Origin of the sequence: Pseudoalteromonas sp. ESRF-bin5 (genome assembly GCF_002632075.1) — a bacterium.
Classification (GTDB): Bacteria; Pseudomonadota; Gammaproteobacteria; order Enterobacterales; family Alteromonadaceae; genus Pseudoalteromonas; species Pseudoalteromonas marina.
This window is the reverse complement of record NZ_NTLW01000110.1, coordinates 1-23,669: the sequence shown is the minus strand read 5'-3', so window position 1 is coordinate 23,669 and position 23,669 is coordinate 1. Positions and strand designations below refer to the sequence as shown.

22 protein-coding genes and 2 pseudogenes are annotated in these 23,669 nt (G+C 38.3%); 9 read left to right on the top strand and 15 right to left on the bottom strand.

What is annotated here, in order from left to right; translation table 11 throughout:
- The 7 genes from BCG07_RS05630 to BCG07_RS05600 all read right to left on the bottom strand — a co-directional run.
- Nucleotides 1-501 (bottom strand): deoxyribodipyrimidine photo-lyase (locus BCG07_RS05630; protein ID WP_286889187.1); only part of this gene is annotated, 501 nt, incomplete at its 3' end.
- A complete protein-coding gene (locus BCG07_RS05625) occupies nucleotides 501-1,454 on the bottom strand; it encodes a YbgA family protein (protein ID WP_010556229.1) in 954 nt (317 codons plus the stop codon). The genes BCG07_RS05630 and BCG07_RS05625, both read right to left, overlap by 1 nt.
- 8 nt (nucleotides 1,455-1,462) lie before the next feature.
- Nucleotides 1,463-2,143, bottom strand: a complete 681-nt coding sequence (locus BCG07_RS05620) for a ChrR family anti-sigma-E factor (protein WP_243534148.1) — start codon at nucleotides 2,141-2,143, stop codon at nucleotides 1,463-1,465.
- Entirely contained in the window at nucleotides 2,136-2,759 is a 624-nt protein-coding gene (locus tag BCG07_RS05615) for a sigma-70 family RNA polymerase sigma factor (RefSeq protein WP_243534146.1), read from the bottom strand. The genes BCG07_RS05620 and BCG07_RS05615 overlap by 8 nt, the downstream gene beginning before the upstream one ends.
- A 67-nt stretch (nucleotides 2,760-2,826) precedes the next feature.
- Nucleotides 2,827-3,405, bottom strand: coding sequence for an LON peptidase substrate-binding domain-containing protein (locus tag BCG07_RS05610; protein WP_033020167.1), 579 nt, complete (start codon nucleotides 3,403-3,405; stop codon nucleotides 2,827-2,829).
- Nucleotides 3,406-3,640: 235 nt separating this feature from the next.
- The gene (locus BCG07_RS05605) at nucleotides 3,641-3,913 is read right to left on the bottom strand and encodes a hypothetical protein (protein WP_243534144.1); all 273 of its coding nucleotides are present in this window, start codon (nucleotides 3,911-3,913) and stop codon (nucleotides 3,641-3,643) included.
- A 340-nt stretch (nucleotides 3,914-4,253) separates the two neighbouring features.
- Nucleotides 4,254-4,586: a hypothetical protein gene (locus BCG07_RS05600; protein ID WP_286889183.1), complete on the bottom strand. Its 333-nt coding sequence runs from the start codon at nucleotides 4,584-4,586 to the stop codon at nucleotides 4,254-4,256.
- 151 nt (nucleotides 4,587-4,737) lie between these two features.
- Between BCG07_RS05600 and trhA the strand changes: the two genes are divergently transcribed.
- The 3 genes from trhA to BCG07_RS05585 all read left to right on the top strand — a co-directional run bounded on the left by trhA (nucleotide 4,738) and on the right by BCG07_RS05585 (nucleotide 8,268).
- Nucleotides 4,738-5,367, top strand: a complete 630-nt coding sequence (gene trhA, locus BCG07_RS05595) for a PAQR family membrane homeostasis protein TrhA (protein ID WP_286889181.1) — start codon at nucleotides 4,738-4,740, stop codon at nucleotides 5,365-5,367.
- 756 nt (nucleotides 5,368-6,123) lie between these two features.
- Nucleotides 6,124-7,275 (top strand): EAL domain-containing protein, encoded by a 1,152-nt coding sequence (locus BCG07_RS05590; protein WP_286889179.1) that lies wholly within the window; start codon nucleotides 6,124-6,126, stop codon nucleotides 7,273-7,275.
- Nucleotides 7,276-7,989: 714 nt separating this feature from the next.
- Nucleotides 7,990-8,268, top strand: a complete 279-nt coding sequence (locus BCG07_RS05585; protein ID WP_286889178.1) for a hypothetical protein — start codon at nucleotides 7,990-7,992, stop codon at nucleotides 8,266-8,268.
- 74 nt (nucleotides 8,269-8,342) lie between these two features.
- On the opposite strand, the pseudogene BCG07_RS05580 reads toward BCG07_RS05585, so the two are convergent.
- Nucleotides 8,343-9,053 (bottom strand): annotated as a pseudogene (locus BCG07_RS05580) (IS110 family transposase); the annotation flags it as partial.
- Between the two features lie 322 nt (nucleotides 9,054-9,375).
- Between BCG07_RS05580 and BCG07_RS05575 the strand changes: the two are divergent.
- The 4 genes and pseudogenes from BCG07_RS05575 to BCG07_RS05560 all read left to right on the top strand — a co-directional run.
- Nucleotides 9,376-9,966, top strand: a complete 591-nt coding sequence (locus tag BCG07_RS05575) for a hypothetical protein (RefSeq protein ID WP_286889177.1) — start codon at nucleotides 9,376-9,378, stop codon at nucleotides 9,964-9,966.
- An 84-nt stretch (nucleotides 9,967-10,050) separates the two neighbouring features.
- Nucleotides 10,051-10,443 carry a hypothetical protein gene (locus tag BCG07_RS05570; protein ID WP_286889175.1) on the top strand — a complete coding sequence of 131 codons (393 nt, stop codon included), beginning with the start codon at nucleotides 10,051-10,053 and terminating at the stop codon, nucleotides 10,441-10,443.
- Between the two features lie 136 nt (nucleotides 10,444-10,579).
- Nucleotides 10,580-11,149, top strand: a complete 570-nt coding sequence (locus BCG07_RS05565; protein WP_286889174.1) for a hypothetical protein — start codon at nucleotides 10,580-10,582, stop codon at nucleotides 11,147-11,149.
- 482 nt (nucleotides 11,150-11,631) lie between these two features.
- Nucleotides 11,632-11,772: pseudogene (locus tag BCG07_RS05560) on the top strand (transposase); the annotation flags it as partial.
- 90 nt (nucleotides 11,773-11,862) lie between these two features.
- Here BCG07_RS05560 and BCG07_RS05555 read toward each other — a convergent pair.
- Together BCG07_RS05555 and BCG07_RS05550 are read right to left on the bottom strand one after the other, a co-directional pair.
- Nucleotides 11,863-12,168 carry an MGMT family protein gene (locus tag BCG07_RS05555; RefSeq protein ID WP_010556241.1) on the bottom strand — a complete coding sequence of 102 codons (306 nt, stop codon included), beginning with the start codon at nucleotides 12,166-12,168 and terminating at the stop codon, nucleotides 11,863-11,865.
- Entirely contained in the window at nucleotides 12,158-13,060 is a 903-nt protein-coding gene (locus BCG07_RS05550) for a LysR family transcriptional regulator (RefSeq protein ID WP_008127847.1), read from the bottom strand. Before BCG07_RS05550 ends, BCG07_RS05555 begins: the two co-directional genes overlap by 11 nt.
- Nucleotides 13,061-13,182: 122 nt before the next feature.
- Between BCG07_RS05550 and BCG07_RS05545 the strand changes: the two genes are divergently transcribed.
- The gene (locus BCG07_RS05545) at nucleotides 13,183-14,265 is read left to right on the top strand and encodes an efflux RND transporter periplasmic adaptor subunit (protein ID WP_006791784.1); all 1,083 of its coding nucleotides are present in this window, start codon (nucleotides 13,183-13,185) and stop codon (nucleotides 14,263-14,265) included.
- A 2-nt stretch (nucleotides 14,266-14,267) separates the two neighbouring features.
- A complete protein-coding gene (locus tag BCG07_RS05540; RefSeq protein WP_286889169.1) occupies nucleotides 14,268-17,345 on the top strand; it encodes an efflux RND transporter permease subunit in 3,078 nt (1,025 codons plus the stop codon).
- A gap of 92 nt (nucleotides 17,346-17,437) precedes the next feature.
- On the opposite strand, the gene rluF is transcribed toward BCG07_RS05540, so the two are convergent.
- The 5 genes from rluF to glgC all read right to left on the bottom strand — a co-directional run.
- Nucleotides 17,438-18,403, bottom strand: coding sequence for a 23S rRNA pseudouridine(2604) synthase RluF (gene rluF, locus BCG07_RS05535; protein WP_286889168.1), 966 nt, complete (start codon nucleotides 18,401-18,403; stop codon nucleotides 17,438-17,440).
- Nucleotides 18,404-18,467: 64 nt separating this feature from the next.
- Nucleotides 18,468-19,553, bottom strand: coding sequence for a DUF418 domain-containing protein (locus BCG07_RS05530; RefSeq protein ID WP_286889166.1), 1,086 nt, complete (start codon nucleotides 19,551-19,553; stop codon nucleotides 18,468-18,470).
- Nucleotides 19,554-19,568: 15 nt separating this feature from the next.
- Entirely contained in the window at nucleotides 19,569-20,783 is a 1,215-nt protein-coding gene (locus tag BCG07_RS05525; RefSeq protein WP_033025164.1) for an EAL and HDOD domain-containing protein, read from the bottom strand.
- 92 nt (nucleotides 20,784-20,875) lie between these two features.
- Nucleotides 20,876-22,411, bottom strand: coding sequence for a glycogen synthase (locus BCG07_RS05520; protein WP_286889164.1), 1,536 nt, complete (start codon nucleotides 22,409-22,411; stop codon nucleotides 20,876-20,878).
- A gap of 70 nt (nucleotides 22,412-22,481) precedes the next feature.
- Nucleotides 22,482-23,669, bottom strand: a 1,188-nt coding sequence (glgC, locus tag BCG07_RS05515; protein WP_286889162.1) for a glucose-1-phosphate adenylyltransferase, incomplete at its 5' end; no start/stop codon positions are given.

Genomic DNA, 23,669 nt, shown 5'->3' with positions numbered 1-23,669 from the left:
GCTAAAGTGAGTATCTTGATACTGTTTTAACCATGCGCGTTTAAATGGTGTGAATACTTTATACATTTCATTACTTTGGTTTTTAACGCTACCAACAGGCGCAATTAAATCTCCTTCGTATAATGTAAAAGTAATGGAACGTTTGTCACATTGTGCCAAAACCGCCTTGTCTCGATTTACTTCGTTAAGCTCATATTCTGTATTAGCAATAATATGCTGAATATCATGAGTTTCACAAAACGAAAGTAGCTCAGATTCACAATCACTAAAGTTAGGAGCGTTTATTACATTAAGCGTGATGCCGAAATTGGCAAGTTGCTCTTGCAAATAAGTTACACGTCGCTTTAGTAAATCAATTTGTATTGGCGCTGCTTGGTGCTGTTGCCACTGCTTTTCGCAAACAAAAAAAATGGCGTGTTTAGCGCCATTATTTAGCGCTTCTATTAACGCTTCATTCGAAAAAAGGCGCAAATCGCGCCTAAACCAAAATAATGTATTCATTAAATACCAAATCGTAGTTTTAAATCATGAGGATAGGGATTAAAAAACACCTGTTTTTCTAGGTACTCTTTAGGGTGAACTTTTAGATGGTGCTTAAGTAAAGTAAGAGGCACATAAAGCGGCACTAAACCAGAGCGATACTCGTCTATTGCTTCACGTAGTTCTTGCTTTTCAACCTTAGCGAGGTCTTTTTTAAAGTAACCTTGTAAATGCATTAACGTATTACAGTTATTACGACGAGATGCAGGTTTTTTAAGCCCTGTCATTAAACCTAAAATGTATTCATCAGCCAATGCGTTTATATCATCACCAGCGTAGGTTCCAAGTAACTTGCCAAGCTCTCGGTAAGCTTGGTAATTGTGTGCCATTAATAAATACTTATGCTTAGCATGAAATTGCGTTAAGTGGTGAACACTTAGTGGCTCTTTTACAAGCTGCTGCCAGCTGTTTAAAACGTACACGCGCATTACAAAATTCTCACGCAGGTGTATATCGTTTAACCTACCATTTTCCTCGCAAGGCAAAAGTGGATTATGCTTCATAATTTGTTCTGCAAAGAAACCAACGCCCTCTGAGGTATTACCCGTCCCAGCCTCGTTGTATATTTTTATACGCTCCATGCCACAACTTGGGCTTTTGGCACAAAATACAAAACCACTCAACTCTTTAGCTTGCTCAGTAGCAACCTTTTTACCGTACTCGGTTAACTGCGGTCCAACGTCACCAGAGCCATCAGGACGGCAAACTTTAATTGTGTCGCCAACTCGAACTTGGCGAATTGTAGGCCGAGGTATTGGTAAGCCAACCGCAACCTCAGGACAAAAGCGTGTATATTCAACATGCTTTGCGAGTTCGTCCATACAAAAGTTTGACCTTTTGTGACCTGTATCAAATCTAACTTTCTCGCCTGCTAAGCAGGCGCTTATACCTATTTTTATTGTAGTTTTTTGCATGTAATCTCTTAGTAGATTAAATTACCAATTGGATTTAGTAATTTACTTAGCCCTTTATTAAAATGTAGCGCACTGCTCACAACTGTAAAGCATAAACACCCATCTTTTGTTATTGGCGTGTGTTGATGACGACCATCTTGCCAAATAAAGTCACCTGGCACGTAGTGTCCGTCTTCATCACAAAACTCACCGTCAAGTAATAGGGTTATTTCAAAACCTGTGTGCGTATGTTCAGGAATTTCACCGCCCGCATCTATGTGCAGTAAACTTGAACGTAATGCACCATCATCTAGTGCTACACGTGAACGAGCTAATTTGCCAACTTGAGTAAACTTGCTGTGCGAAATACGAGTCAGAGCACGAGGGAGTTGGTAATTGTGATCATTTACACTTACTTTAACTGGCTCTACTTCATACACTTCGTCTACAGAATCGTCTGCAGTAATTAAGTCAAGCACATTCATATCAAACTCTTCAAGCAACTGAGATTGGTTATTAACTGGTTGCTCAAAAGCTTCGGCGTCTTCACTAAACAAAGCATCTGCATTGCTTGCTTCTATTTTTGCAACTTTTTCTTGGCAAACAGGACACATATCCACATGTATCGAAACTGCAAGGCTCAAAGAGGCACTTAACGACGCTGAACAATACTCTGTAAGTAGTGTTTCACTCGGGTGATGTTTAATCATGCTGATCTCCCATTTCATTACGTAATTTCTGCAAGGCTAAACGTAATCGTGATTTTACCGTGCCTACTGGAATATTAAGTTGTTGAGCTAATTGCTCTTGCGACATATCTTGAAAATAAACACCACGAACAACCTCACGTTGAGCGATGGGCAATTTATCAAGGTAGCGTTTAATTTGTTTGTCTTCTAAATGGTCAGTGTATTCGTTATTTGTGTCTTCAGACTCATTAATTAAAGGCCAAATATCTTCGCTAATGTTTTCTTCTTTATTGCTCTTCATTTTACGAAGCATATCAAATGACGCATTACGCATTACTGTATAAACCCACGTAGTAGCAGCACCCTTATCGCTGTTATATAAGTGTGCTTTACGCCATACAGACGTTAATGTTTCTTGTACAAGCTCCATGGCTTGTGCTTCTACACCAAATTGCTTTATTCCAAAGCGTTTAATTTTTGGTGAAAAATATTCAAATAAATAGGCAAATGCTTTTTTATCACGGTCTTGTGCGACCGATAGTAATGCTTGCATAAGTTCAGAACTAGGCGTTTCTGGCATGGCAGTATACTTACCTGTATTAGGTTCACAACGAGTTGACTGTTGTTGACTTACCATAGTAATTAATCCCATTATTGTTTTGATAAAGGTAATACGTGCAATAAATGGTACGAGATCACATTATTTAGGCAAATTCGTTATTAATTACAGTATGGAGGAAATTAAGTAAGTTATCAAAGTTAGTTTCGAACGCAAGTTGTTGTTTTTTCTCGATCGAAATAGGTAACAACTCAAGCCAACGGGCGGCTATCCAAGCTAAATTATTAAAGTTAGTTGTTTTGTAAAGTAGGTTAAGTTCAGGGTTACCATAAAAAACGTTACGCAATGCGTCATGCAATAAAAAATGCTCACCAACTTGTTTGTTTTTATCGCTATACCAGTAAGGCGTTTTACAATCAGATATTAAACCATGGCGAAGTTCTTCTTCGTCTTGGTAAACATCATTTATTTGAACACTTTTAGACGCAAAAACATCAATAAGCAGCACGTCATTATCGTCTTGGTCAAAGTCGATTATATCAACCAAGCATCCTTGGGCGCTAATGTTAAAAGGTGTGTCGTGCTCAAACGTACATAGCACAAACCCCGTGTTATTTTTTAATGCGGTTTTAACCATGTTTAAATAACGAGGTTCAAAAATACGCAAACGCGTATAACCTTCAGGTAAAATAAAAATGGGTAATGGGAAAATCGCACGTTTCATAAAGTCTACTTCTATCAATAACACTGCCTTTATTTACGTGCGTTTTTACTAAGTCGATCAGCTTTAAGTAAACCGAATTAATTGCATTGTACTTAATTGGTTAAATATTAAGCCACCCACCCATACTCTTTAGTGCTTGTACAGATACATACGCAGTTATAATACTCACTACGGGTGCCAACATAAGTGCAAATAATCCAAGCTCGGTACTCATCGCCTTATTCCTTTAAGTTGCTTATTTTACGTTATTAACTGCAGGGTCTTTACTTTCTGCCGCTTCATTACTCACTAAATCAGCAGGCTCAATTAACGTTTCCAGTGTTAATTTTGTATCAAAATAAAGTGTTTCTTTTATAGATTTTTCAAGCTCAATGGTGGTTTGCTTAATGTAGCTAGTTACACTGTTTGTTAAAATATCAGTTACATTTAGGTCCACTTCTGTCGCGTTTACTTGCGAAGAACCTAATACTAATAAACTAGCCATAGCGATTTTAATTGAATGTTTCATAATGGTATTCCTTGTTTGTGTATTGTTTAGACGTAGTTATATACTCAAGGGTTGTGCCAAGATGAAAATAAAGTTTAAATCACTGATATTAATAAAGTTTTAATGAGCTGGTTAATTTATTGAAATTCAGGAAAGGTTAATTTAACCACGTAAATTTATTTTTTAGCCATTTTTTAGTTAAAAAATAAATAGTGGAAATGCTTAATTATTTTATATTAGCCAAAAAATTTAAATACTAAATTGCACGTTGAATTACAAAGTCATTACGAAAAAACACACAGCTTTAAATAATGGTTTTGAAATCACAAAAAAGTGAATACAAAAAAGTGTAGGCCTGGGTTTACTTTTTACCTAAACGATAGGCATCAACCATACTCAGCACCCAAATAATTATCATAAGTGGCAAGTATTTGTATTCTGCAAGTTTTGCACATGCCAGTGACGGCTCTTTTGCAGCACCTAATATAGAGGTGATGGTAATCGGTATTTTTCCTGCCACAATTTCATTGGCTGTACATTGTGCAACGGCAAATATATCTTTCATCGTTAAAATTAATAATACCGAAAACACACCAGCAAATATTGCACCTATTAAATGTTTTTTTAACGAAAAGTGCCCTGCCCCTGGGTAAATAATGGCTGTTAGTAATGCGGCTTTTAAATTTGCTTTCATGGTTATTAACTTGAGTTTTGTTGTAAATAGGCCAACCCATAGTGAATTATTTTTGTTTAAAATCAAGAAAAAGCTTTAACTTATACAGTGATTGAAAGTTTCAGCGTACACTTGTACACTAAACGCAAATTAAATAGTGGTAGGAGTAGTAATGTCACTCGACACCCCTTATTCTCGTAAAGAAGAACAGCTCAATGTTATAAGCCACGCACTCGGTATTTTTTTTGCTGTTTTTGTTATGTGGGATTTATTTAACCAAGCAACCAGCACTAAAGCCAATATAAGTACCGCAATATACGGTAGTAGCTTATTTATACTATTTTTATCTTCAACACTATACCACGCGAGCGTGCAACCTAAGTTGCGTGCCTTGTACAAAAAGTGTGACCACTGCGCCATTTATTTACTCATTGCAGGCACATACACTCCTTTTTTATTGCTCTCACTATCCGGGGCCTGGTCATGGGGTACACTCAGCTTTATATGGACCGTTGCGATTGCAGGTGTTGCATACAAAATACTTGTTAAAAATGGTAACAAAAAAATATCCCTAGCCACCTACCTACTCATGGGGTGGTTTGCATTAGCAATTATCTATCCGTTGTATTCAAGCATTGATGTAAAAGCTTTGTATTGGCTACTCGCTGGCGGAATTTTTTATAGCGCAGGCACATTATTTTACAGCGCTAAAACAACTCAATTCAGCCACGCAATTTGGCACTTATTCGTAATAGCTGGTTGTATTTGTCATTACATTTCGATCAGCACCTACGTTTATTAAAGGCTGCTTAGAGCTGTCGTTAACAGTTACTTTTTAATTTCGTCAAAATATATTGCTTGCATAGTCAGTAAAACGACCCAATCGCTCGTTTTTATCTTGCATTAAAAACCAGAACGACTGTATTTTGTTAGTACTAGCAAATGCTTAAGAAGTTTGTTACAAATGAGTAATTAAGACAAACGAGCGATGCTGTGGAAGAAATACGCGCGATTAGCTCGCTATAAACATGTTAGAATGCAGAAATAAAAGCATAGAAGCAATTTACGATTCTTTGTAGGCTTCGTTTAATCCTTGGCCAAAAATAGACGATAACATAGCGGAGTTTTCAGCGAGTGGTTTCGTTTAAATTTATTTTAAGCAAACAAAATAGTGCTGCAATCTCAACGCAAATATTATCAATGGCTGCCATAGTAATAGCATATTGAACATTCAAAGTCCGTAATTGGTTGCTTCGTTCATTTAGATTGGTTCTTAATTGCTAGAGGTTCTAATTAAACGAAACTTATGCCACTAACTAGTGGCTCAAAGTAAACACCTAAATCAGACCAACAAATCGTGAACATCAAGGGAATAAAACGTTCTAATTGCCAACAATGGTTAACTGAAAGAAACTTTATTTTTTGTTATGGTTCTGTTGAGTATGTTGTAGTTCAATCATTGCAGTTCTTTACTATGTAAAAGCATTCTAACACTAAATGCACTCGGACGCTTTGTGACGTTCGGCTCTATAACAACATTCCACGTGATGAGATTCCTATGAATTTAAATGACTTAAAAAATGCTCTACAGAATGATGCGTTAATATATTACTACCAACCTAAGGTATCGATGATTACGGGAGATATTTGTGGAGCTGAAGCATTACTACGTTGGATAGAACCAAACGGTAACATAATTAGTCCCGCTGAATTTATTCCGCTAGCGGAGAGCTCCGGATTTATAAAAGAAATCACTCTATCGATGTTTGATAAACTGATAATTGATTTTAATATTATTAAGGATTTTAATGACTCAATTGTCATGTCTTTTAACGTATCACCAATAGATTTTGAAGATGACAGGCTATTAGAAGCCATAAAGCAAGCAATCCAAAATAATCTGATACCTGCAAACAAGCTGGAAGTAGAAATAACCGAGTCGACCATCATTAGCAACGATGAAAAGTTGATGCATCGCATACTGTTGATACAAGAGATGGGCGTAGGTCTGGCAATGGATGATTTTGGTACGGGATATTCCAGCATTGATACATTGTCTAAATCTCCGTTTACCACAATAAAAATAGATCAAGGTGTCGTAGGGCGGATTAGCTATTCAGACAAAGATCGCACAATTGCCGAAGCCAGTATACGGATGGCGCATGAGCTTGGCATAGAAACTGTGGCTGAAGGAATAGAGACTGAGGAAATTTATCAGACACTGCTTTATGCCGGATGTACTATTTGCCAGGGATACTGGGTTAGCCGTCCACTCCCTATTCATGAATTTATTGATTTTATAAACACAGAAAAACGTTGGCCCTCGGATCTAATTGGACTGATATATCAAGCGCAGATTGATCATCTGCAGTGGAGAAAAAGCATCATAGACGGTGTGTATTTTATGGCTAATAGAAAAACACCAACACCATTTCTCCGTGGCAAACCCGAGCTAGATCACACGCAGTGTTTGCTGGGAAAATGGTATTATAGTCATGGGAAAGCCTATTCAGGAAACGCTCTATATGAACAGCTTGAGGAGCCGCATAAACTTCTTCATAGTCTAGGTAAACAAGTATTAACGTCTGCCGAGAATGGAGCATCAAAAAGTGATTTAATATCGTTGATTCGGAAACTAACTGAGCAATCAATTATAGTAATCAGCATCCTGCAAAATATTGAGTCTGAATTCAGGCTGAATTATCTCTGATAAACATTTAGCATAGGCACATCTAATGGTTATGCCACAAAATAGTGGAGTGGTGCTAAGAGTGGGCCAAACAAGGCGCTCAACCTTGACGCGAAAGAACACCGCGGCAGTTAGATAAATCGTTAGAATGCAGAAATAAAAGCATAGAAGCAATTCACGATTCTTTGTAGGCTTCCTTTCATCCATGGCTAAAAATAAACGATAACATAGCTGAGTTTGCAGCGAGTGGTTTCGTTTAAATATATTATAAGCAAACATAACAGTGTTGCAATCTCAGCGCAAATATTATCAATGGCAGCCATAGTAATAGCATATTGAACATTCAAAGTCCGTAATTGGTTGCTTCGTTCATTTAGGTTGGTTCTTAATTGCTAGAAGTGCTATTTAAACGAAACTTATGCCACTAACCAGTCGCTCATAGTAAACACCTAAATCAGACAAACAAATAGTGAACATCAAGGGAATAAAACATTCTAATTGCCAACAATGGTTAACTGAAAGCAACTTTATTTTGTGTTATGTTTCCGTTGAGTATGCTGTAGTTCAATCATTGCAGTTTTTTACTATGCAAAAGCATTCTAACAAGGCAAATGCACTCGGACCGTTTACTGCGCTCTTGCCTTTGTGTTTCGTTCCGCAAGCTCCACTCTAACACAAAAGAAAGAGCGCAGTAAACGGCCGGTGATTTGCGGCGTTATGTGAATCGGAGGCCTCGTGTCTAATAAATCTAAAGTAGATGAATTGTTTAATGCAATGTCAGATGAAGTTTGTAATTTTATTAAGACCTCTGAAGCTGGATTTAGTGAATCGTGGGTACCTGCAACTTACATCAAAGATCAACTAGATTTGAAAAAATCAGCATATCCTCAAGGCAATAAAATTGATAATAAAACGGGTTGGCTTTTTGCCACAATTGCGCGTCACTTACAGGATCAAAATAAGGTCCAATTTAAAAAAGTTGGTAGTCGCTCATTCTATAAAACAAGTGAATAATTCACATAACAAGTGACTATGGTGTCAATTCCTAATTTTAAACCAATTTAGGATCCCACATGACACCATCTCGCACGATTAAATGGGGCTACACCCACTAAAGAAGCGGCCTCTTTGTTGTTCACATAACCTAACTCAGGCATATCACTAAGCAAGTTAAATGCGACCACATTGCCAACACCAGGCACACTTTTTATAATGGCATTTTTTGCTTTGTATTCGTCACATTCCTCAATCAGTTTTTGAAGTTTTAAATCGACTTTATCTATTTGGTTTTTCAGTGCAGTTAAGATAGGTTTTATGAGTGGCGATAGTGTATTTGGCATTATTTGAGAGCGATTTTTCTCCATCGTTTGCATATCCATTAACTGGCGTCTTCTAGAGAGTAAATCACTCATCAAGCGCATTTGCTCTGGCTTTAAAGACGATAGAGGCGGTTTAATTACTTCACCAAAATAAGCGATGAGTTGCGCGTCAAGTTTATCTGTTTTTGCTTTCTGGCCGATAGCCCCTGCGAAGCGTTTTATGTTAACGGGATTAGCAACCACGAAGGGAATATTCGCCTCAGCGCAAGCTATAATAAAAGGCTGTTCAAGGCGTCCAGTCGCCTCAATAGTGACACGCGTCACTGGGTGTTTTTTTAAGATTTGAATGGCGTGTTTAATACCACTTTGATTGTTTTCTACAGTAAAGTAAATGTCTAGAGGCCTGATATAAATATCGAGTTGTGTTTTACCTGTATCGACACCGACGTTAATTTCATTTTGATTATTTTTTGTATTCATAATAAGCTGACTCTGCCTTGCTATTCGGGCTCGAGGCCCCGTTGACTATCCGAGTTTAATGCTTGGAGTTTATACATCGTTCTTACTTGTTATCGGTCTCTCAATAGAGGAGCCTACGCTCAATCGAACTACTGTATAAAAGGCTTTGGTTGCAGCCAAAGCTTGGGCCTCACATTACCCGAACTAGGTTAAAATAATAATTTATTTATGGGGTTATTATCCATACAAGGCGTTCAAACGGACAAAAAACAGTTGGCTGTTTTCGTTCCTCAACATTTTAGCCAACAATTTTTTGCCCATTATTAGGGCGTTAGGAGTATCAGTGGATAAATCAGAATCTTTTTTTATCGGATTAGAGAACGCGCTCTCAAAGTCTACAAAATTTAATTTAAATAATATTCCCAAAATATCCTTTAAAGACTATCCAGCAAAACAAAATAATCAATTAAAAGACCTAATCGAAAATTGGTTTTTATACACAATCAAAGATCGCGATGACAAAGGAATCCCTAGATATCATACTGTAGATGACTGTTCTGGCATGGCGACATCTCTTTACTTATTTCTTAAAAAAAACGAAATCCCTTGTCATATTGTTATTGGCGACATAAAGATTTTTGGTGAACCGGAATATAATACTTCTTATGACTACCTCTATGACATAGTAAATGGGAAAGAGCATCAAACAATTGAATATCATGTATGGGTAGTCATAGAGAATTTTTGGATTGTTGACCCTACGTTTAGGTTAAAAGAGGCTGAAAAGGACCAATTTATAGCTGGAAAAACCAATGCTGGTATTTATATTGTTGATATAGAAAAAGTACCTGATGGTCTTGAATACGTTCCAATGTTAGTTGGCTTAGAGGTTCTAACCAAAACCAATCAGGTGAGTTTGAATAGCTACTCCTAACAAGCAAATTAACAGGTCAAAAAAGGAGAAATGTGTGCCAAATACTTGGGTTAAGTTTATAAAGGCTTACATGCACTTTCTGGCATGTCTAGAGCTGCGCTTTACATCGTCATTGCGCTAATATTTATTTTCCATATAGTCCTTTCTTTTTGTAATAAAGATTTTACTTGGCTCGCGGCATTCGGTGCTTTACTTTCTGTTTTTGGGTTACTTATGTCATTTAGCTATTCTTTTCCACTTGAGGAAATCAATGAAGGAGACCTAAATCCCACTAAAGAAGGAGATCATTACGTAGATGGTGGAATGGAGTTCGGTGAGTTAATTACTTCAACGGAAGAAATTGATAAAATCAAAAATTCCAAAGTATCAGGGATTCTTAAAAATTATGAGAATATTTCAATTTATTTTATTTTCACAGTAAGTGGAACCTTAATTTGGGCTTATGCTGGTTTTCTAAATAATGTCTTCTTCCAATAGCCAAATGCATAACAAAGCTGTCATAGGGACATTTTCTGCTACGCTCCTTTTTTTGGGTGGGCTTCGCCACTTTACCCCCAAAAATCCATTATACAAAAAATGCCCCATATATCGGCGTTAGCTTTTCAGGAGAGTTATGAGTAACTTTAAATTTACTGTGGAAATATTAAGCTCTCTAGCATCACTTATAGCTATAACTACAGTATTAATTAGTTGGTTTAAAAACTCACAGAAAGCATTAAAAGTTGAGAGAGTCGTAGTCCATATTAAAGATGATGAAAGCACCTTCATTTTAGTCGTTAAAAACCGAAAGCCTTACCCTGTTGTAATCAAATCTATAGACTCATATTTACAACCAAGATTTACGGTTGAAAAATTTAAAAATCATCCACCAGATTACAGATCTATTCTTTCATTATCGGACGGTGTATTTTGTAGTTCAGATAATTTTGAAATAGCAGCTAATGGTCACACTGATCTAAGAATTAAAGCTGCAACGATTAAAAATAACTTTGATGCATTAATCTTTTCTTTACATACATCTCATGGCTACCATCAATTAAAATGCAATAAAATACTCAACGTAGCAATGTCAGGAAAAACCCAGACGTTTGCTGTTGATTATACGAAAGACTTTGATTCTAAAAATAAAGCATGGTTTAAATATCAATGGCTTAAATTGAAATATGCATTCAAGAAGAGCTAACAAGGCATTAGCTATACAAGGAAAGTTTAGTGTTTGATCGGATCAAAAAAACAATGTCTAAAGGCATTTGGCACTCATTAGCAGTAATAATAGTAATGCTCATTGCTGGACCAGAAATTATAGTGAGCATGGAACTCATGGAAATGGTAGATCTGCTTGGAGCTTCAACATTCGTTTTAATGTACGTTTCAGGCTTAAAATTGTTTTTTACAAAAGTTTTGTTTAAATATAAACATTTCGAGCGCCACTCATTTTTATTTATACCTTCGCTATCAAACCTAAAGCAAATGCCTTGTTTAGCTATACACGCAATACCAGAGAGAACATTTAGTATCTGCTTTGTCGGTTTCATGATTGTCTGCATGTCACACAATTACATACACATGCTTATCTGTGCACATTATAGCTAACACACTCTTTATAACGGAACTGCTCCTCACCCGTTTTAGTGGACACCTCCTCATCACTTTTAGGAGGCTAAAATGCCTAGATATACCCAACCTAGAAAGAGATGGTTTTACCCAGTTAATTTTAAAATCAAAGCAGTCAAACTTAGCTTACGAGATAATACCATATCAAAGGACGTTGCCGAGGCGTTAGGTGTTCATCCGTTAATACTGAGTACTTAGCAAAAATATCTAGAAGGTATTTTACTGTGCCGAATGGCACTAATTTATCGGACCTACACTGGCAATTAGCCTAAAGTGTTAACTTTACTGCCACCTGCACTCACGCATATTTACTTTGTCGTTTTTAAAAAGCACACCTTCTGATAATAACTTTTGACGCTGTTCTTGGTACTTGTTACTGCCTACAGGGAACGATATTTTACCTTGGCTGTTTACAACACGATGCCATGGAATAACCGAATCACTTGGCATTATTTTTAATAAGCGCCCAACTAAACGTGAGTTTTGCGGAAATCCAGCCAACGTAGCAACTTGACCATAGCTTGCTACTTTTCCTGCTGGGATACCGGCTATTACAGTATAAATAAGGGTTTCTTTTTCAATATCCATTTTTATCAGCGTAGGCCTTACTTAGTTGTTTAAATTGCTCCCATACAGTGCGTGCCACAGGGCCATGATGAATAGCATGCTGCCTAAACGCTCTTATTTGTGCGCTAAATTTATGTTCGCGGTCTGTAATATGGATTTCTTGTAGTAAGCCTGCTTTTATTTCAGGTTTGCAATGCTCTAGGCTCATCATTGCCCATCCGGCCCCTGAAAGTAAAAACGATTTTAAAGTTGCTACATCGTCTATTTTCATCATTGCAGAACCTTTAGAGTAAGATAGCCTATCGCTGTCTATACTTAAATCGCTTTCAAACATAGCTAAACATGGATAGGTTTGTAATTGTGTGTATGTTAACTGTTGGGGTAATAGCCCTTTAGCACTTACTATACCAATGTCGAGCTTACCTATGGGCACGCTTTCTAAGTCACCTGTAGCATGAAATAAATCAAACCAGGGGCCAATACCTAACTCTGCTTGCCCACTATTAACTTGTTCTAACGATACAAACCGTTTGCCACTGGTAATACAAAACTCTGTGCTCGTAAACTGCCTAAAAGTATTACTTATGATCTTGTTATAACTTTGTTTATGGCAGAGCTGTTCGTAACAAATTTGATATTGGGGTTCATTTCCTAACGAAAGCTCTTCTGCGAGTTTGGCAAGCTCGTCATTTGCATGTAGTAACTGTTGTGCCTCACGATGAAAAATACGTCCTTTTTCAGTAAGCTGTAACCGGTACTTTGTTCTATCTAGCAGCTCAAAGCCTATTTGCGCTTCTAAGTTTTTTATAGCCAACGTTAGCGCGGGCTGTGTTTTATGAAGCTTTTGCGCAGCGCCGCTCAAACTTGCGCTTTGCACTATGGCATCTAATATTACTAATTGATTCAGCTTCATATATCGCCTCAAAACATTATAAGTAAAACTTATTGAGTCTCTAAAATTTAATGAATTTTATTTTATATGTTTGCAGCGTATCCTGCACTTAATTATTTTGCCAATATTGCAACGGAGAAGACATGAAACTCTTTCGTCTATGTTTACTAACAACGACCCTACTTAGCTTAATTGCCTGTTCTGAGCCAGAACAACAAGTTAAAGAAGAGCCCATTCGCCCTGTTAAGCTGTTCAATATTGGCCATGACTCTCAAATTAATATTCGTAGTTTCCCTGCTGAGGTGGTTGCAAACCAAGGATCTTACCTTGCATTTAGGGTAAACGGAGAACTTATAGAGTTTCCGGTTCTTGCTGGTGAACACGTTGAAAAAGGCGATTTACTAGCCAAATTAGACCCTGAAGATTTTCAACTCCAGTTTGACGAACGTAAAGCACGTTACGAACTGGCAAAATCGCAACTGAGCCGAATTGAACAATTATTCGAGAAAAAAATTACCAGCCAATCTGAGCTCGACCAAGCAACAGCCAATATGCAAATTGCTGAGTCGGCATTTAAAATTGCTGAAACTAACCTAGAGTACAGTGAATTGCGAGCCCCTTTTGCGGGCACTGTTGCCAAAGTGTTTGTAAAGAATTTTGAAAATATTCAAGCTAAGCAAAACATTTTGCGCCTAGAAACGCGCGATTTAATGGACGTAGAAATTCAGGTTCCTGAAAAAATAGTGGCACGATTCAAAAAAGGCACGGATTACCACCCTACTGTTAAATTTGATGGCTTTGAAGATAAAGAATACTCGCTCGATATTAAAGAATGGGACACTCAAGCCGACCCAGCAACACTCACTTATAAAGTGGTGTTTTCGTTACCCGTGCCTGAGGACTTTAACTTACTAGCAGGTATGACTGGCCGCGTTTTAATTGATTTAAGTAAAGTAACACGTTCGCAGGTTGCTTACACAATACTCCCTATTGAATCGGTTTTTTCTGATCCTCAAGAAGCAATTAAAAATAATGCCTATGTTTGGCTTTATGATGAAAATACCGGCCAAGTCCATAAGCAAGCTGTTGAAGTTGGCCAATTACACCATGATGGCATAGAGGTACTTAGCGGTATTAAAGAGGGCCAAATTGTGGTGTCTGCGGGTGTTCACTCGATTGAAGAAGGCATGAAAGTTCGTCCATGGAATAAAGAGCGAGGCTTATAATTATGAGCTTTGCACAATTTTCTATAAAGAAAAAAGTAATTAGTTGGATGTTTGCCCTGCTGCTTTTAATTGGTGGTAGCGTATCGTATTTTGATTTAGGTCAGTTAGAAGACCCTGAATTTACACTTAAACAGGCCATGGTTATTACCATGTACCCTGGCGCATCACCGCAGCAAGTCGAGGAAGAAGTTACTTTTCCACTCGAAAATGCAATTCAACAGTTACCCTATGTTGACCACGTGACTTCTATTTCATCCAACGGGAAGTCGCAAATTGCCGTGGAAATGAAGAGCACTTATCGAAAAGAGCAACTTCGCCAAATTTGGGATGAAATGCGTCGTAAAATAAACGATCTTTCTCCGTCTTTACCCAGTGGTGTTTACCCAAGTACAATTTTAGATGACTTTGGCGATGTATATGGTGTTTTGTATTCTGTTGTAGGTGATGGCTATTCTTACGATGAACTAAAAGACTACACCGATTATTTAAAGCGTGAGTTGGTATTAGTTAAAGGGGTAAGCAAGGTAACGATTGCAGGTGAGCAACAGCCGCAAGTAATGGTAGAAATATCTACCCGTAAATTAGCCCAACTTGGTATTGCACCCAGCCATATATTTGCTTTGTTACAATCTCAAAACACGGTGTCTAACGCAGGTAAAATTAGAGTGGGCGATGAGTCGATTCGTTTTCATCCTACCGGCGAATTTAAAGATGTTAAAGAACTTGAAACTCTGCTGATTTCTAAACCTGGTGCGAGCGAGCTTATTTATTTAGGTGATGTTGCCGAAGTATTTAGAGAGTACGCTGAAGTACCCACTAATGTAATTAGATATAACTCTGAGCAAGCGCTATTAATTGGCGTATCGTTTATGAATGGCGTTAATGTGGTTGATGTAGGTAAACGTATTGATGCTCACTTAGCAGAACTTGAGTACCAGCGCCCGCATGGTATTGACGTGAATGCTGTATACAACCAGCCAAAAGAAGTAGAAACTTCGGTAGACGGTTTTATTGTTAGCCTGCTAGAAGCCATTGCGATAGTAATTGTGGTACTCCTTATTTTTATGGGCCTTAAAAGCGGTATTTTAATAGGCGGTATTTTATTACTAACGGTTTTAGGCACCTTTATTTTTATGAAGTTGTTTGCCATAGACTTACAACGTATATCGTTAGGTGCGCTTATTATAGCCCTTGGTATGCTGGTAGATAACGCCATAGTGGTTACCGAAGGAATTTTAATAAACCTAAAACGTGGCCAAACCAAACTTAAGGCCGCAGTTAACATTGTGGAGCAAACTAAATGGCCACTGTTAGGTGCAACTATTATTGGTATTACTGCATTTGCGCCAATTGGTTTAAGCTCCGACGCAACCGGTGAGTTTGCGGGCAGCTTGTTTTGGGTGTTGTTTATATCGCTGTTACTTAGCTGGATAACCGCCATTACTTTAACTCCATTTTTTGCAAACCTTATGTTTTCAGAAAATGAATTTAAAAATGATAAAAACACCGAAGACGATTCAGATAACGACCCATACCAAGGGTTTATTTTTACAGGCTATAAAACGCTATTAGATTTAGCAATGCACTATCGCAAGTCAACAATCATCCTCATGGTTGTATTACTGTGCAGTGCCGTAGTGGGGTTTGGTTCGGTTAAGCAGTCATTTTTCCCTGCCTCAAACACACCTATGTTTTACGTAGATTACTGGCAACAACAAGGTTCGGATATTCGTGCCACACTAGATGGCATAAAGAAGCTTGAAAACTATTTGCAACAAGAGGAACTTGTAGAAGAAGTAACAAGTACAACCGGGCAAGGTGCGCCGCGCTTTATGCTTACTTATGCGCCTCAAAAGTCTTACTCGTCGTATGGACAACTTATTATAAGAGTAAAAGACCGCGAAGCAGTTGCGGTTGTTATGCAAAAGGTCCGTGATTATTCTCAAAATACACCGTTATCAGCTCAACTAAAAATAAAGCCTATGGAAATTGGGCCTTCTACTGATGCAAAAATAGAAGCCCGTTTTACAGGCCCTGACCCTGTCATTCTTAGAAAACTCGCAGCTGAAGCTGAAAAGCTTATGGCTCAAGATAACGGCGCATTTAATATTCGTAATGATTGGCGTGCAAGAACCAAAATGATTCGTCCACAGTTTAACGAACAAAAAGCTCGACGCTTAGGCATAAGTAAATCAGATCTGGATGATGTGTTGCTTACAAGCCTGTCGGGTAAACAGGTGGGTGTATACCGTGATGGTACTCAATTACTGCCAATTATTGCGCGCTCCCCTGCTAATGAGCGTCTTAATGTAGATAGCGTTCATGATTTACAAATATACAGCCCTGTTTTAGGTGTATTTGTACCAGTAACTCAAGTGGTAGATGAGTTTATCGTTGAATGGGAAGACAGCCTAATAATGCGTCGCGATAGAAAGCGAACAATAACGGTAATGGCCGACCAAAATGTGCTAGGTGATGAAACAGCCGCTAAATTGTTTGCCCGAGTACGAGGCCCTGTTGAATCTATAGAGCTGCCTCATGGGTACTCATTAGAATGGGGCGGCGAATATGAATCTTCTAGCAAAGCTCAAAAAGCTATATTTGGGTCTTTGCCGCTTGGCTACTTAGCTATGTTTGCTATTACGGTTTTACTGTTTAACTCATTAAAACAGCCTCTTGTAATTTGGGCCACAGTTCCACTGGCAATTATTGGTGTCAGTGCCGGCTTATTAGCAATGAACGCGCCGTTTAGTTTTATGGGCCTACTTGGGTTATTAAGCTTAAGTGGTATGCTCATTAAAAATGGCATTGTATTAGTCGACCAAATAAACCTTGAGCTTAAAGCGGGCAGCTCACCTTACCAAGCGGTTTTTGATTCTGGGGTGAGCCGTGTGCGACCTGTAGCAATGGCTGCAATCACCACAATACTCGGTATGATCCCTTTGCTGTTTGATGTGTTCTTTCAATCTATGGCAGTCACAATTATGTTTGGTTTAGGCTTTGCGACCATACTTACATTAATAGTAGTGCCTGTTTTATATACTATGATTTTTAGAATTGAATACCAACCACGTAAATAAAGACATATTAAGTGTTTAACTAAATAAAAATGCCACAGCGTAAACTGTGGCATTTTTTATAACTTAAATTAATACAGTGGTAATTGCTTAGCTTATTTTTTTAAACTTAGCTTAGTGCGTGCGCCTGCTTTATTGCTAGATGCACTATTTGCTTTCGCCGTTTTTGGTTTACCAACATAGGTTGTAGAGCGCTTTTGATAAGGTGCATTAGTGCGATTATTTTTTTTCTCATCGCCTCGCTCTTTTTGCTTATTACGACGAGGGTTTTCACCCTGAAAGTCGCGTTTAGGTGATATAGCCGCATTTTTATCAACTTGCTTGTTAGTATCTAACGAGTGCTCTTGGGTTTTGCCTGAGTCAGCAATTGAGTCGTTTATTTGCGCCATTTCAACATCGGATAAATGACGCCATTGACCCACTTTTAATCCTTTTAATGTTACATTCATAATACGAGTGCGCTTTAAAGTCACCACCTCGTAACCTAAATACTCACACATCCGGCGAATTTGGCGATTTAACCCCTGAGTTAAAATGATCTTAAATTCTTTAGGGGCTGTTTGTGTAACCTTACACTTTTTAGTAACAGTATCTAAAATAGGAATGCCGTTGGCCATTTTAGATACAAATTGGCGGTTAAGAGGCTTGTCTACGGTGACGACGTATTCTTTTTCGTGGTTATTACCCGCACGCAAAATTTTATTAACAATGTCGCCTTCGTTAGTTAAAAATATTAACCCTTCAGAAGGTCTATCTAGGCGCCCAATTGGAAATATACGATCGGGGTAATTAACCGCTTTGACAATATTGCTTTGGATTTTACGTTCGGTTGTACACGTTATACCCACCGGTTTATTGTAGGCAATATAAACGCGTTTAGGTGGTGTTTTTAATGGTTTGCCATCGACCAATACTACATCGGTTGCTGCAACCTTCACGCCCATTTCTGGCGCATTACCATTAACTGACACACGACCTTGCTCAATATATTTATCGGCTTCACGGCGTGAACAAAAACCTGTTTCACTAATAAATTTATTTAAACGTTTTAATTCGGTCATATCACTTAATAGTATTAATTTTTTAGGGTCGCTAGTGTATACCCAAACCACCTAAAAATGCGAGTTATGCCGCCGATTTAATGTCGGTTAATTTGCGCCACAGCACTTCAAGCGGCCCTTGTTTAAAATAACGACTATAAAATAACGTAAATAATAACTGCACAGCAACTAAGCTGCCAGCAACTAACCAGTAATCTACTCTATTAAAGCTAAGTATCCACTCTGGAAATAACACTCTATAAATAAGCAATTGCATAACGGTTTGGCTTATATAAAGTGTGAATGCCATGCGACCCGCCTGCTGTATTAGTTTGCCAAACTGTGGGCTATTATTACAAAACTTAACAATTACATGTATATAAAGCCCAGCCATACACAGAGCAGCGAACATGTTAGAAATTTCTTGTAAGCTCATACCCAAACCACCAGTAAGCGTTGATGTACTTACTCGTATACTACAAAATATAAGTACACCTAAGGCACACACCCACAACTGCTGATTTGATAGACCTTTGTTATATATTCCCTCTTTATACGCGTAAATGCCAATTAGCATGATGCCAACGCACATCCACATCGTCATTAACGGTACTGTTACTAGCATAACGATATTTATAAAAAGATTTTCATTAAAGTAATCACTGTAATGAGGGCTAAATAACTCAATAAACTTGGCAGAATCACGAAAGCTCTGATCGTCAGGAATAGTGAACAACACTAAAAACGTAACCACCGCCGAGAGAGCAGTAAACTCGAGCCCTCTTTGCAATAGCTTTGGGTTGTCGGTGTCTAGATATTTAATAATAAACCAGCCAGACACTCCATAAACAAACAAAATATCACCAGCCCAAAGTAAAAAGCCATGTATTAGACCAAAAATTATGAGCCAATATAATCTACTTTTTATTTGCGCAGATGATTTAAAGCGCTGCCATTGAATATACAAACCTGCGCCAAAAAGTAAGCTAAACAGCGTTCTAAATCGGCCTTCTATAAACAGTATATTAAAATATTCAATGATGGTGTCGCTTACAGGGGGGATAGTTAAAGGCACATAACCAAATTCCATAAAACCAAAGGCATAGCCATTCATAAACACTAAGCCAAGCACGGCAATGCCGCGAATAAAGTCCATATTATAATTACGCATTAAAGCTATTTTCCGTTAAATATTATTTTTATAGCTGTCGGCCCAGTCTACCGACTTCTGATAAAGCTCTGGTAGTATATCACTTTGTATATTTAAAAATATAACAGCTTGTTCGAGTGCCCACCAGCTGCCGGTTTCGTATGCTTTAACAACTTTTAAAATGTAATACAGTGTGTTTTTTTCTTCGAGCAAGGCTGCTTTTATATCATCCTGGAAAGGTAATTTTTCAACAAGCAAGCTCATTGGTTGATCTAGTATAGCGTCAAGAAGCGAAAACAAGCCGGTTAAAAACGCCTCTCCTGACTGATGCTTGGCCACTTTTTTAGCAATCAATTCACAAAAGCGCGCACGTACGACGCACACTTGCATTAGCTCTGCAGGCTTTTTACCAGCGGTGTGAGCGGTAACAATTAAACTAACAAACTTTTTTAACCGCTCCTGGCCCAAATAAACCAGCGCTTGCTTTAAGGAGGCTATTTTACTTTGTATGGGAAATACGCCGCTGTTAATTAAACGTAGTAATTTATAAGCCAGTGCGGCATCCAATTCAAACAAAGCTGCTATTTTGGTTAAATCTGGATTGGGGCCCATTATTTCAGCATATATTGCAACGACTAACCCGTAGTTATAATCAATGTCGTTGTGCTTCATCATGGTGGGTTTTGCAAAAAAGTAACCTTGAAAGTAATCAAAGCCCATGCCAGCAGCAACTTCGTATTCTTCCTGAGTTTCTATTTTTTCTGCGAGTAACTTAATTTGTTTGTGATCTTTGAGCTTTTTTATAATAGGGTGAATATCGTCTAATGGGGTTATGGTTATATCAAATTTAATGAGTTTAACCAGCTTTAAAAAGCGATCCCATTGTGGTTTGTATACAAAGTCATCAAGGGCTAAATTAAAGTTACTATGAAAGAGCTCTCGGCATAACTCGTAATTTGTATCAGTGGGCTCTATGCTTTCAAGAAGCTCTATTACAACATCTTGGCACGGTAAAAAGGCACACAGGTCAAGCTCTAAAGATTCAGGCCCAATGTTGATGAGTGCTTTTTTACCAGAGGTGATATGGCGTGTGCCCAAATTAAGTTGATTTTCCATAATAAGCCGTGCAGTTGCCTGCCCTTCGGCTATATCAGGAAAAAAGTTTTTAGGACTGTCCCTAAAAAGTAGCTCGTAAGCAACTACTTTTTGACGCCGATTGAAAATTGCTTGCCTTGCAACAAATACAGACACTTTACCTACTTTATTTAATTCCATTAATACCAAGTTATTAATAGCGTAAATAATCTAAAATGTCACTTCGCTTAAGTTAAATTAAACAAAGTTTATCGGTACAAGGTTGAAATGTAATCACTTGCAACCTGAGACCACGAAAAGCGTACTGCTTTAGCATTAGATTTTATTTGCTGCCATTTTTTTGGATGTTGTTTATAAAATGCTAGCGTTTCGGTTAAACATGAAAGCAAAGTATGTGTTTGCTCACGTAATGTTGCGCCATTAAAACTAAACCCATTTTGATTGTGTTTTACCGTATCTTTTAATCCGCCAACACTATGTACCAAACAAGGTTGGCCTGCGCGCATTGCCAGCATTTGGCTTATTCCGCAAGGCTCAAACGAACTAGGCATTAAAAATAAATCACCTAATTGATACATTAAATCACCTACTCTTTGCGCATAACCTTTTAAAAATAGTAAATTTTCGTTACGTGCCATGGCTTTTGTAAACAATGCTTCTAGCGCTTTATCGCCAGAGCCTAATATGATTAAACGCCCACCCTGTTCATTAATACTATTACATACTGCGTCTATCGCAAGTTCACCATTTAATGGCTGACATAATAACAATACTTTTTGTTCTGTGAGTCTACCTACGCTTGTAACAATTGGCCCATTATTTGGTGTCGCTTTAAATTGCTTTAATCGTTGGTGCGCAATGTAGTGAACGCTTTCAAGCTGTTCGCTGTTGCTCATCCAAGCAAATAAGCTTTTTTCTGTCTCGTTGTACAACTCGTCCATAACTGCATTTGCAACTTCCAATGCAGGGTATTCACAGCCATTCAAAATGCCGACCAATTTACCTTGTTCGGCTGCATTTTGTAGGTCTTGTTCAAGCCCCTCCCCACCAAAAAAGCCATCATTGTAATTACTGGGTTTAAGCACTTCTTGGCTGTAGGTAGGCGATACTAAATGAATTTTGTCTGCTAAATTAATGGCGCTTCGCATTGGGTTAAAACAATTTGAATACCTTGGGTCGCACAAGTGTTGCCCGTTGTAACTTAATGATGGAAACCAAGCTTCTAAGCTCGATTCATCGTGCTTAAAAGGCCTTATTCCTTGTAGTGCTAAATTGTGCACTGTGTACGCTAAATGTATATCGTGTAAAGCACTGTAACGTGGCTCAAACTTAAGTAAAACAGCAACGCATGCGCTATGCCAGTCATGTAAATGCAGCGTACTAGGGCGTTTAAGTAGTCCTTGCAATAATGCTTCGCAAACAGCCGCATTAAATAGCGCAAACTTTGTTGCATCCGTTGCAAATGGCCTACCCGGTGCATCATTACAATAAACGCTACCCGATTCACTAAACATTGGGTGGCTTATTACAATTTGAGTTATGTTATTTTTTGTTTGATCCACTTTAAACAAGGTCATTACATGAGATTGAGCATTAAACGCCACGGTTACTTCACCTATATAATGCCTATTTAATGGCTCAAATCCATAATCTGGGATCACCACATCAACCGATACGCTATGCTTCGCAAGAGCCTTCGGGGCATCACGGACTACATCTGCTACACCGCCTACTTTAGCGCCAGGTAACGCATCGTTCTCTGCTGCAACCATTAATACATGCATTAATTTACTACTTCCTTTGTTTTAATAAGCTCACCCGCTTTAGGGCAAGCTTGTTTTGCCTAACTCTGTATTAAGCTAGTTTCTTATTTTCTTGTGTTTGACGCTCTAACTTTTTAGCAAGTTCACTAAGCATGTCGCGGGTAACAAGTACGATGCCTTTTTTTGATACCCTAAAACCATTTTCTTCATCTGTTTTACGGTCAAACCCTATTTCAAGCCCTGCAGGTATTTCACAACTTCTGTCTATTATTGCACGTTTAATTTTACAACCGCGGTTAATAATAGCACCCGGTAAAATAACCGATTGTTCAATTTCACAAAACGAGCGCACATGCACGTTAGAAAATAACAATGATTTTCTTACTGCCGACCCCGAAATAATACACCCTCCCGAAACTGTAGAGTCAAGGGCCATTCCTCGCCTGTCGTCATCATCAAATATAAATTTAGCTGGGGGTAATTGCTCTTGGTATGTCCAAATTGGCCACGCTGGGTCGTACAGATCAAGTTGAGGCTCAGGCATAACAAGCTCCATGTTAGCCTCCCAAAATGAGTCGAGTGTTCCTACATCGCGCCAATATGGCTGACCTTCCTGTTGAGGGTCTCTAAATGGGAATGCAAAAACGTTATGCTCTTCAATAATAGCGGGGATTATGTCATGCCCAAAATCACGTCCTGACCCTTCATTTTCAGCATCTTTCTTTAGTTGCTCAAATAAAAACTCAGTATTAAATATGTAGTTACCCATGGATGCTAAACATGTACCCGGCTTGCCTGGCACTGAGCTTGGCATAGCTGGCTTTTCATCAAAACGACAAACACGGCTTTCTTCATCTACTGTCATTACACCAAAGGTATCTGCAGCTTCTTCAACGGGTACTTCAATACAACACACGGTCATATCGGCCCCTTTTTGAACATGTTCAGCAAGCAATGCACCGTAATCCATACGATAAACGTGGTCGCCTGATAAAATCATTACATATTTAGGTAACTCATGACGAATAATATCCATATTTTGAAAAACAGCATCGGCGGTGCCGCAATACCATTCATCACCATGGCGTTGTGATGCAGGTAATATTTCAACCGATTCACCTAATTCCTTTTTAAAGTGCCCCCAAGCTCGATTTACGTGGCGAATAAGTGAGTGAGATTTATACTGTGTTGCTATACCCACACGCCTAACACCCGAGTTGATACAGTTAGACAAAGGAAAATCAATAATTCTGTGTTTACCACCAAAGTAAACGGCTGG

Excerpts from the sequence above, each read along its gene's own strand:
- BCG07_RS05625 (WP_010556229.1), bottom strand. The coding sequence starts at position 1,454 with ATGCAAAAAACTACAATAAAAATAGGTATAAGCGCCTGCTTAGCAGGC.
- BCG07_RS05620 (WP_243534148.1), bottom strand. The coding sequence starts at position 2,143 with ATGATTAAACATCACCCGAGTGAAACACTACTTACAGAGTATTGTTCA.
- BCG07_RS05615 (WP_243534146.1), bottom strand. The coding sequence starts at position 2,759 with ATGGTAAGTCAACAACAGTCAACTCGTTGTGAACCTAATACAGGTAAG.
- BCG07_RS05610 (WP_033020167.1), bottom strand. The coding sequence starts at position 3,405 with ATGAAACGTGCGATTTTCCCATTACCCATTTTTATTTTACCTGAAGGT.
- BCG07_RS05605 (WP_243534144.1), bottom strand. The coding sequence starts at position 3,913 with ATGAAACATTCAATTAAAATCGCTATGGCTAGTTTATTAGTATTAGGT.
- BCG07_RS05600 (WP_286889183.1), bottom strand. The coding sequence starts at position 4,586 with ATGAAAGCAAATTTAAAAGCCGCATTACTAACAGCCATTATTTACCCA.
- trhA (WP_286889181.1), top strand. The coding sequence starts at position 4,738 with ATGTCACTCGACACCCCTTATTCTCGTAAAGAAGAACAGCTCAATGTT.
- BCG07_RS05590 (WP_286889179.1), top strand. The coding sequence starts at position 6,124 with ATGAATTTAAATGACTTAAAAAATGCTCTACAGAATGATGCGTTAATA.
- BCG07_RS05570 (WP_286889175.1), top strand. The coding sequence starts at position 10,051 with ATGTCTAGAGCTGCGCTTTACATCGTCATTGCGCTAATATTTATTTTC.
- BCG07_RS05565 (WP_286889174.1), top strand. The coding sequence starts at position 10,580 with ATGAGTAACTTTAAATTTACTGTGGAAATATTAAGCTCTCTAGCATCA.
- BCG07_RS05555 (WP_010556241.1), bottom strand. The coding sequence starts at position 12,168 with ATGGATATTGAAAAAGAAACCCTTATTTATACTGTAATAGCCGGTATC.
- BCG07_RS05550 (WP_008127847.1), bottom strand. The coding sequence starts at position 13,060 with ATGAAGCTGAATCAATTAGTAATATTAGATGCCATAGTGCAAAGCGCA.
- BCG07_RS05545 (WP_006791784.1), top strand. The coding sequence starts at position 13,183 with ATGAAACTCTTTCGTCTATGTTTACTAACAACGACCCTACTTAGCTTA.
- BCG07_RS05540 (WP_286889169.1), top strand. The coding sequence starts at position 14,268 with ATGAGCTTTGCACAATTTTCTATAAAGAAAAAAGTAATTAGTTGGATG.
- rluF (WP_286889168.1), bottom strand. The coding sequence starts at position 18,403 with ATGACCGAATTAAAACGTTTAAATAAATTTATTAGTGAAACAGGTTTT.
- BCG07_RS05530 (WP_286889166.1), bottom strand. The coding sequence starts at position 19,553 with ATGCGTAATTATAATATGGACTTTATTCGCGGCATTGCCGTGCTTGGC.
- BCG07_RS05520 (WP_286889164.1), bottom strand. The coding sequence starts at position 22,411 with ATGCATGTATTAATGGTTGCAGCAGAGAACGATGCGTTACCTGGCGCT.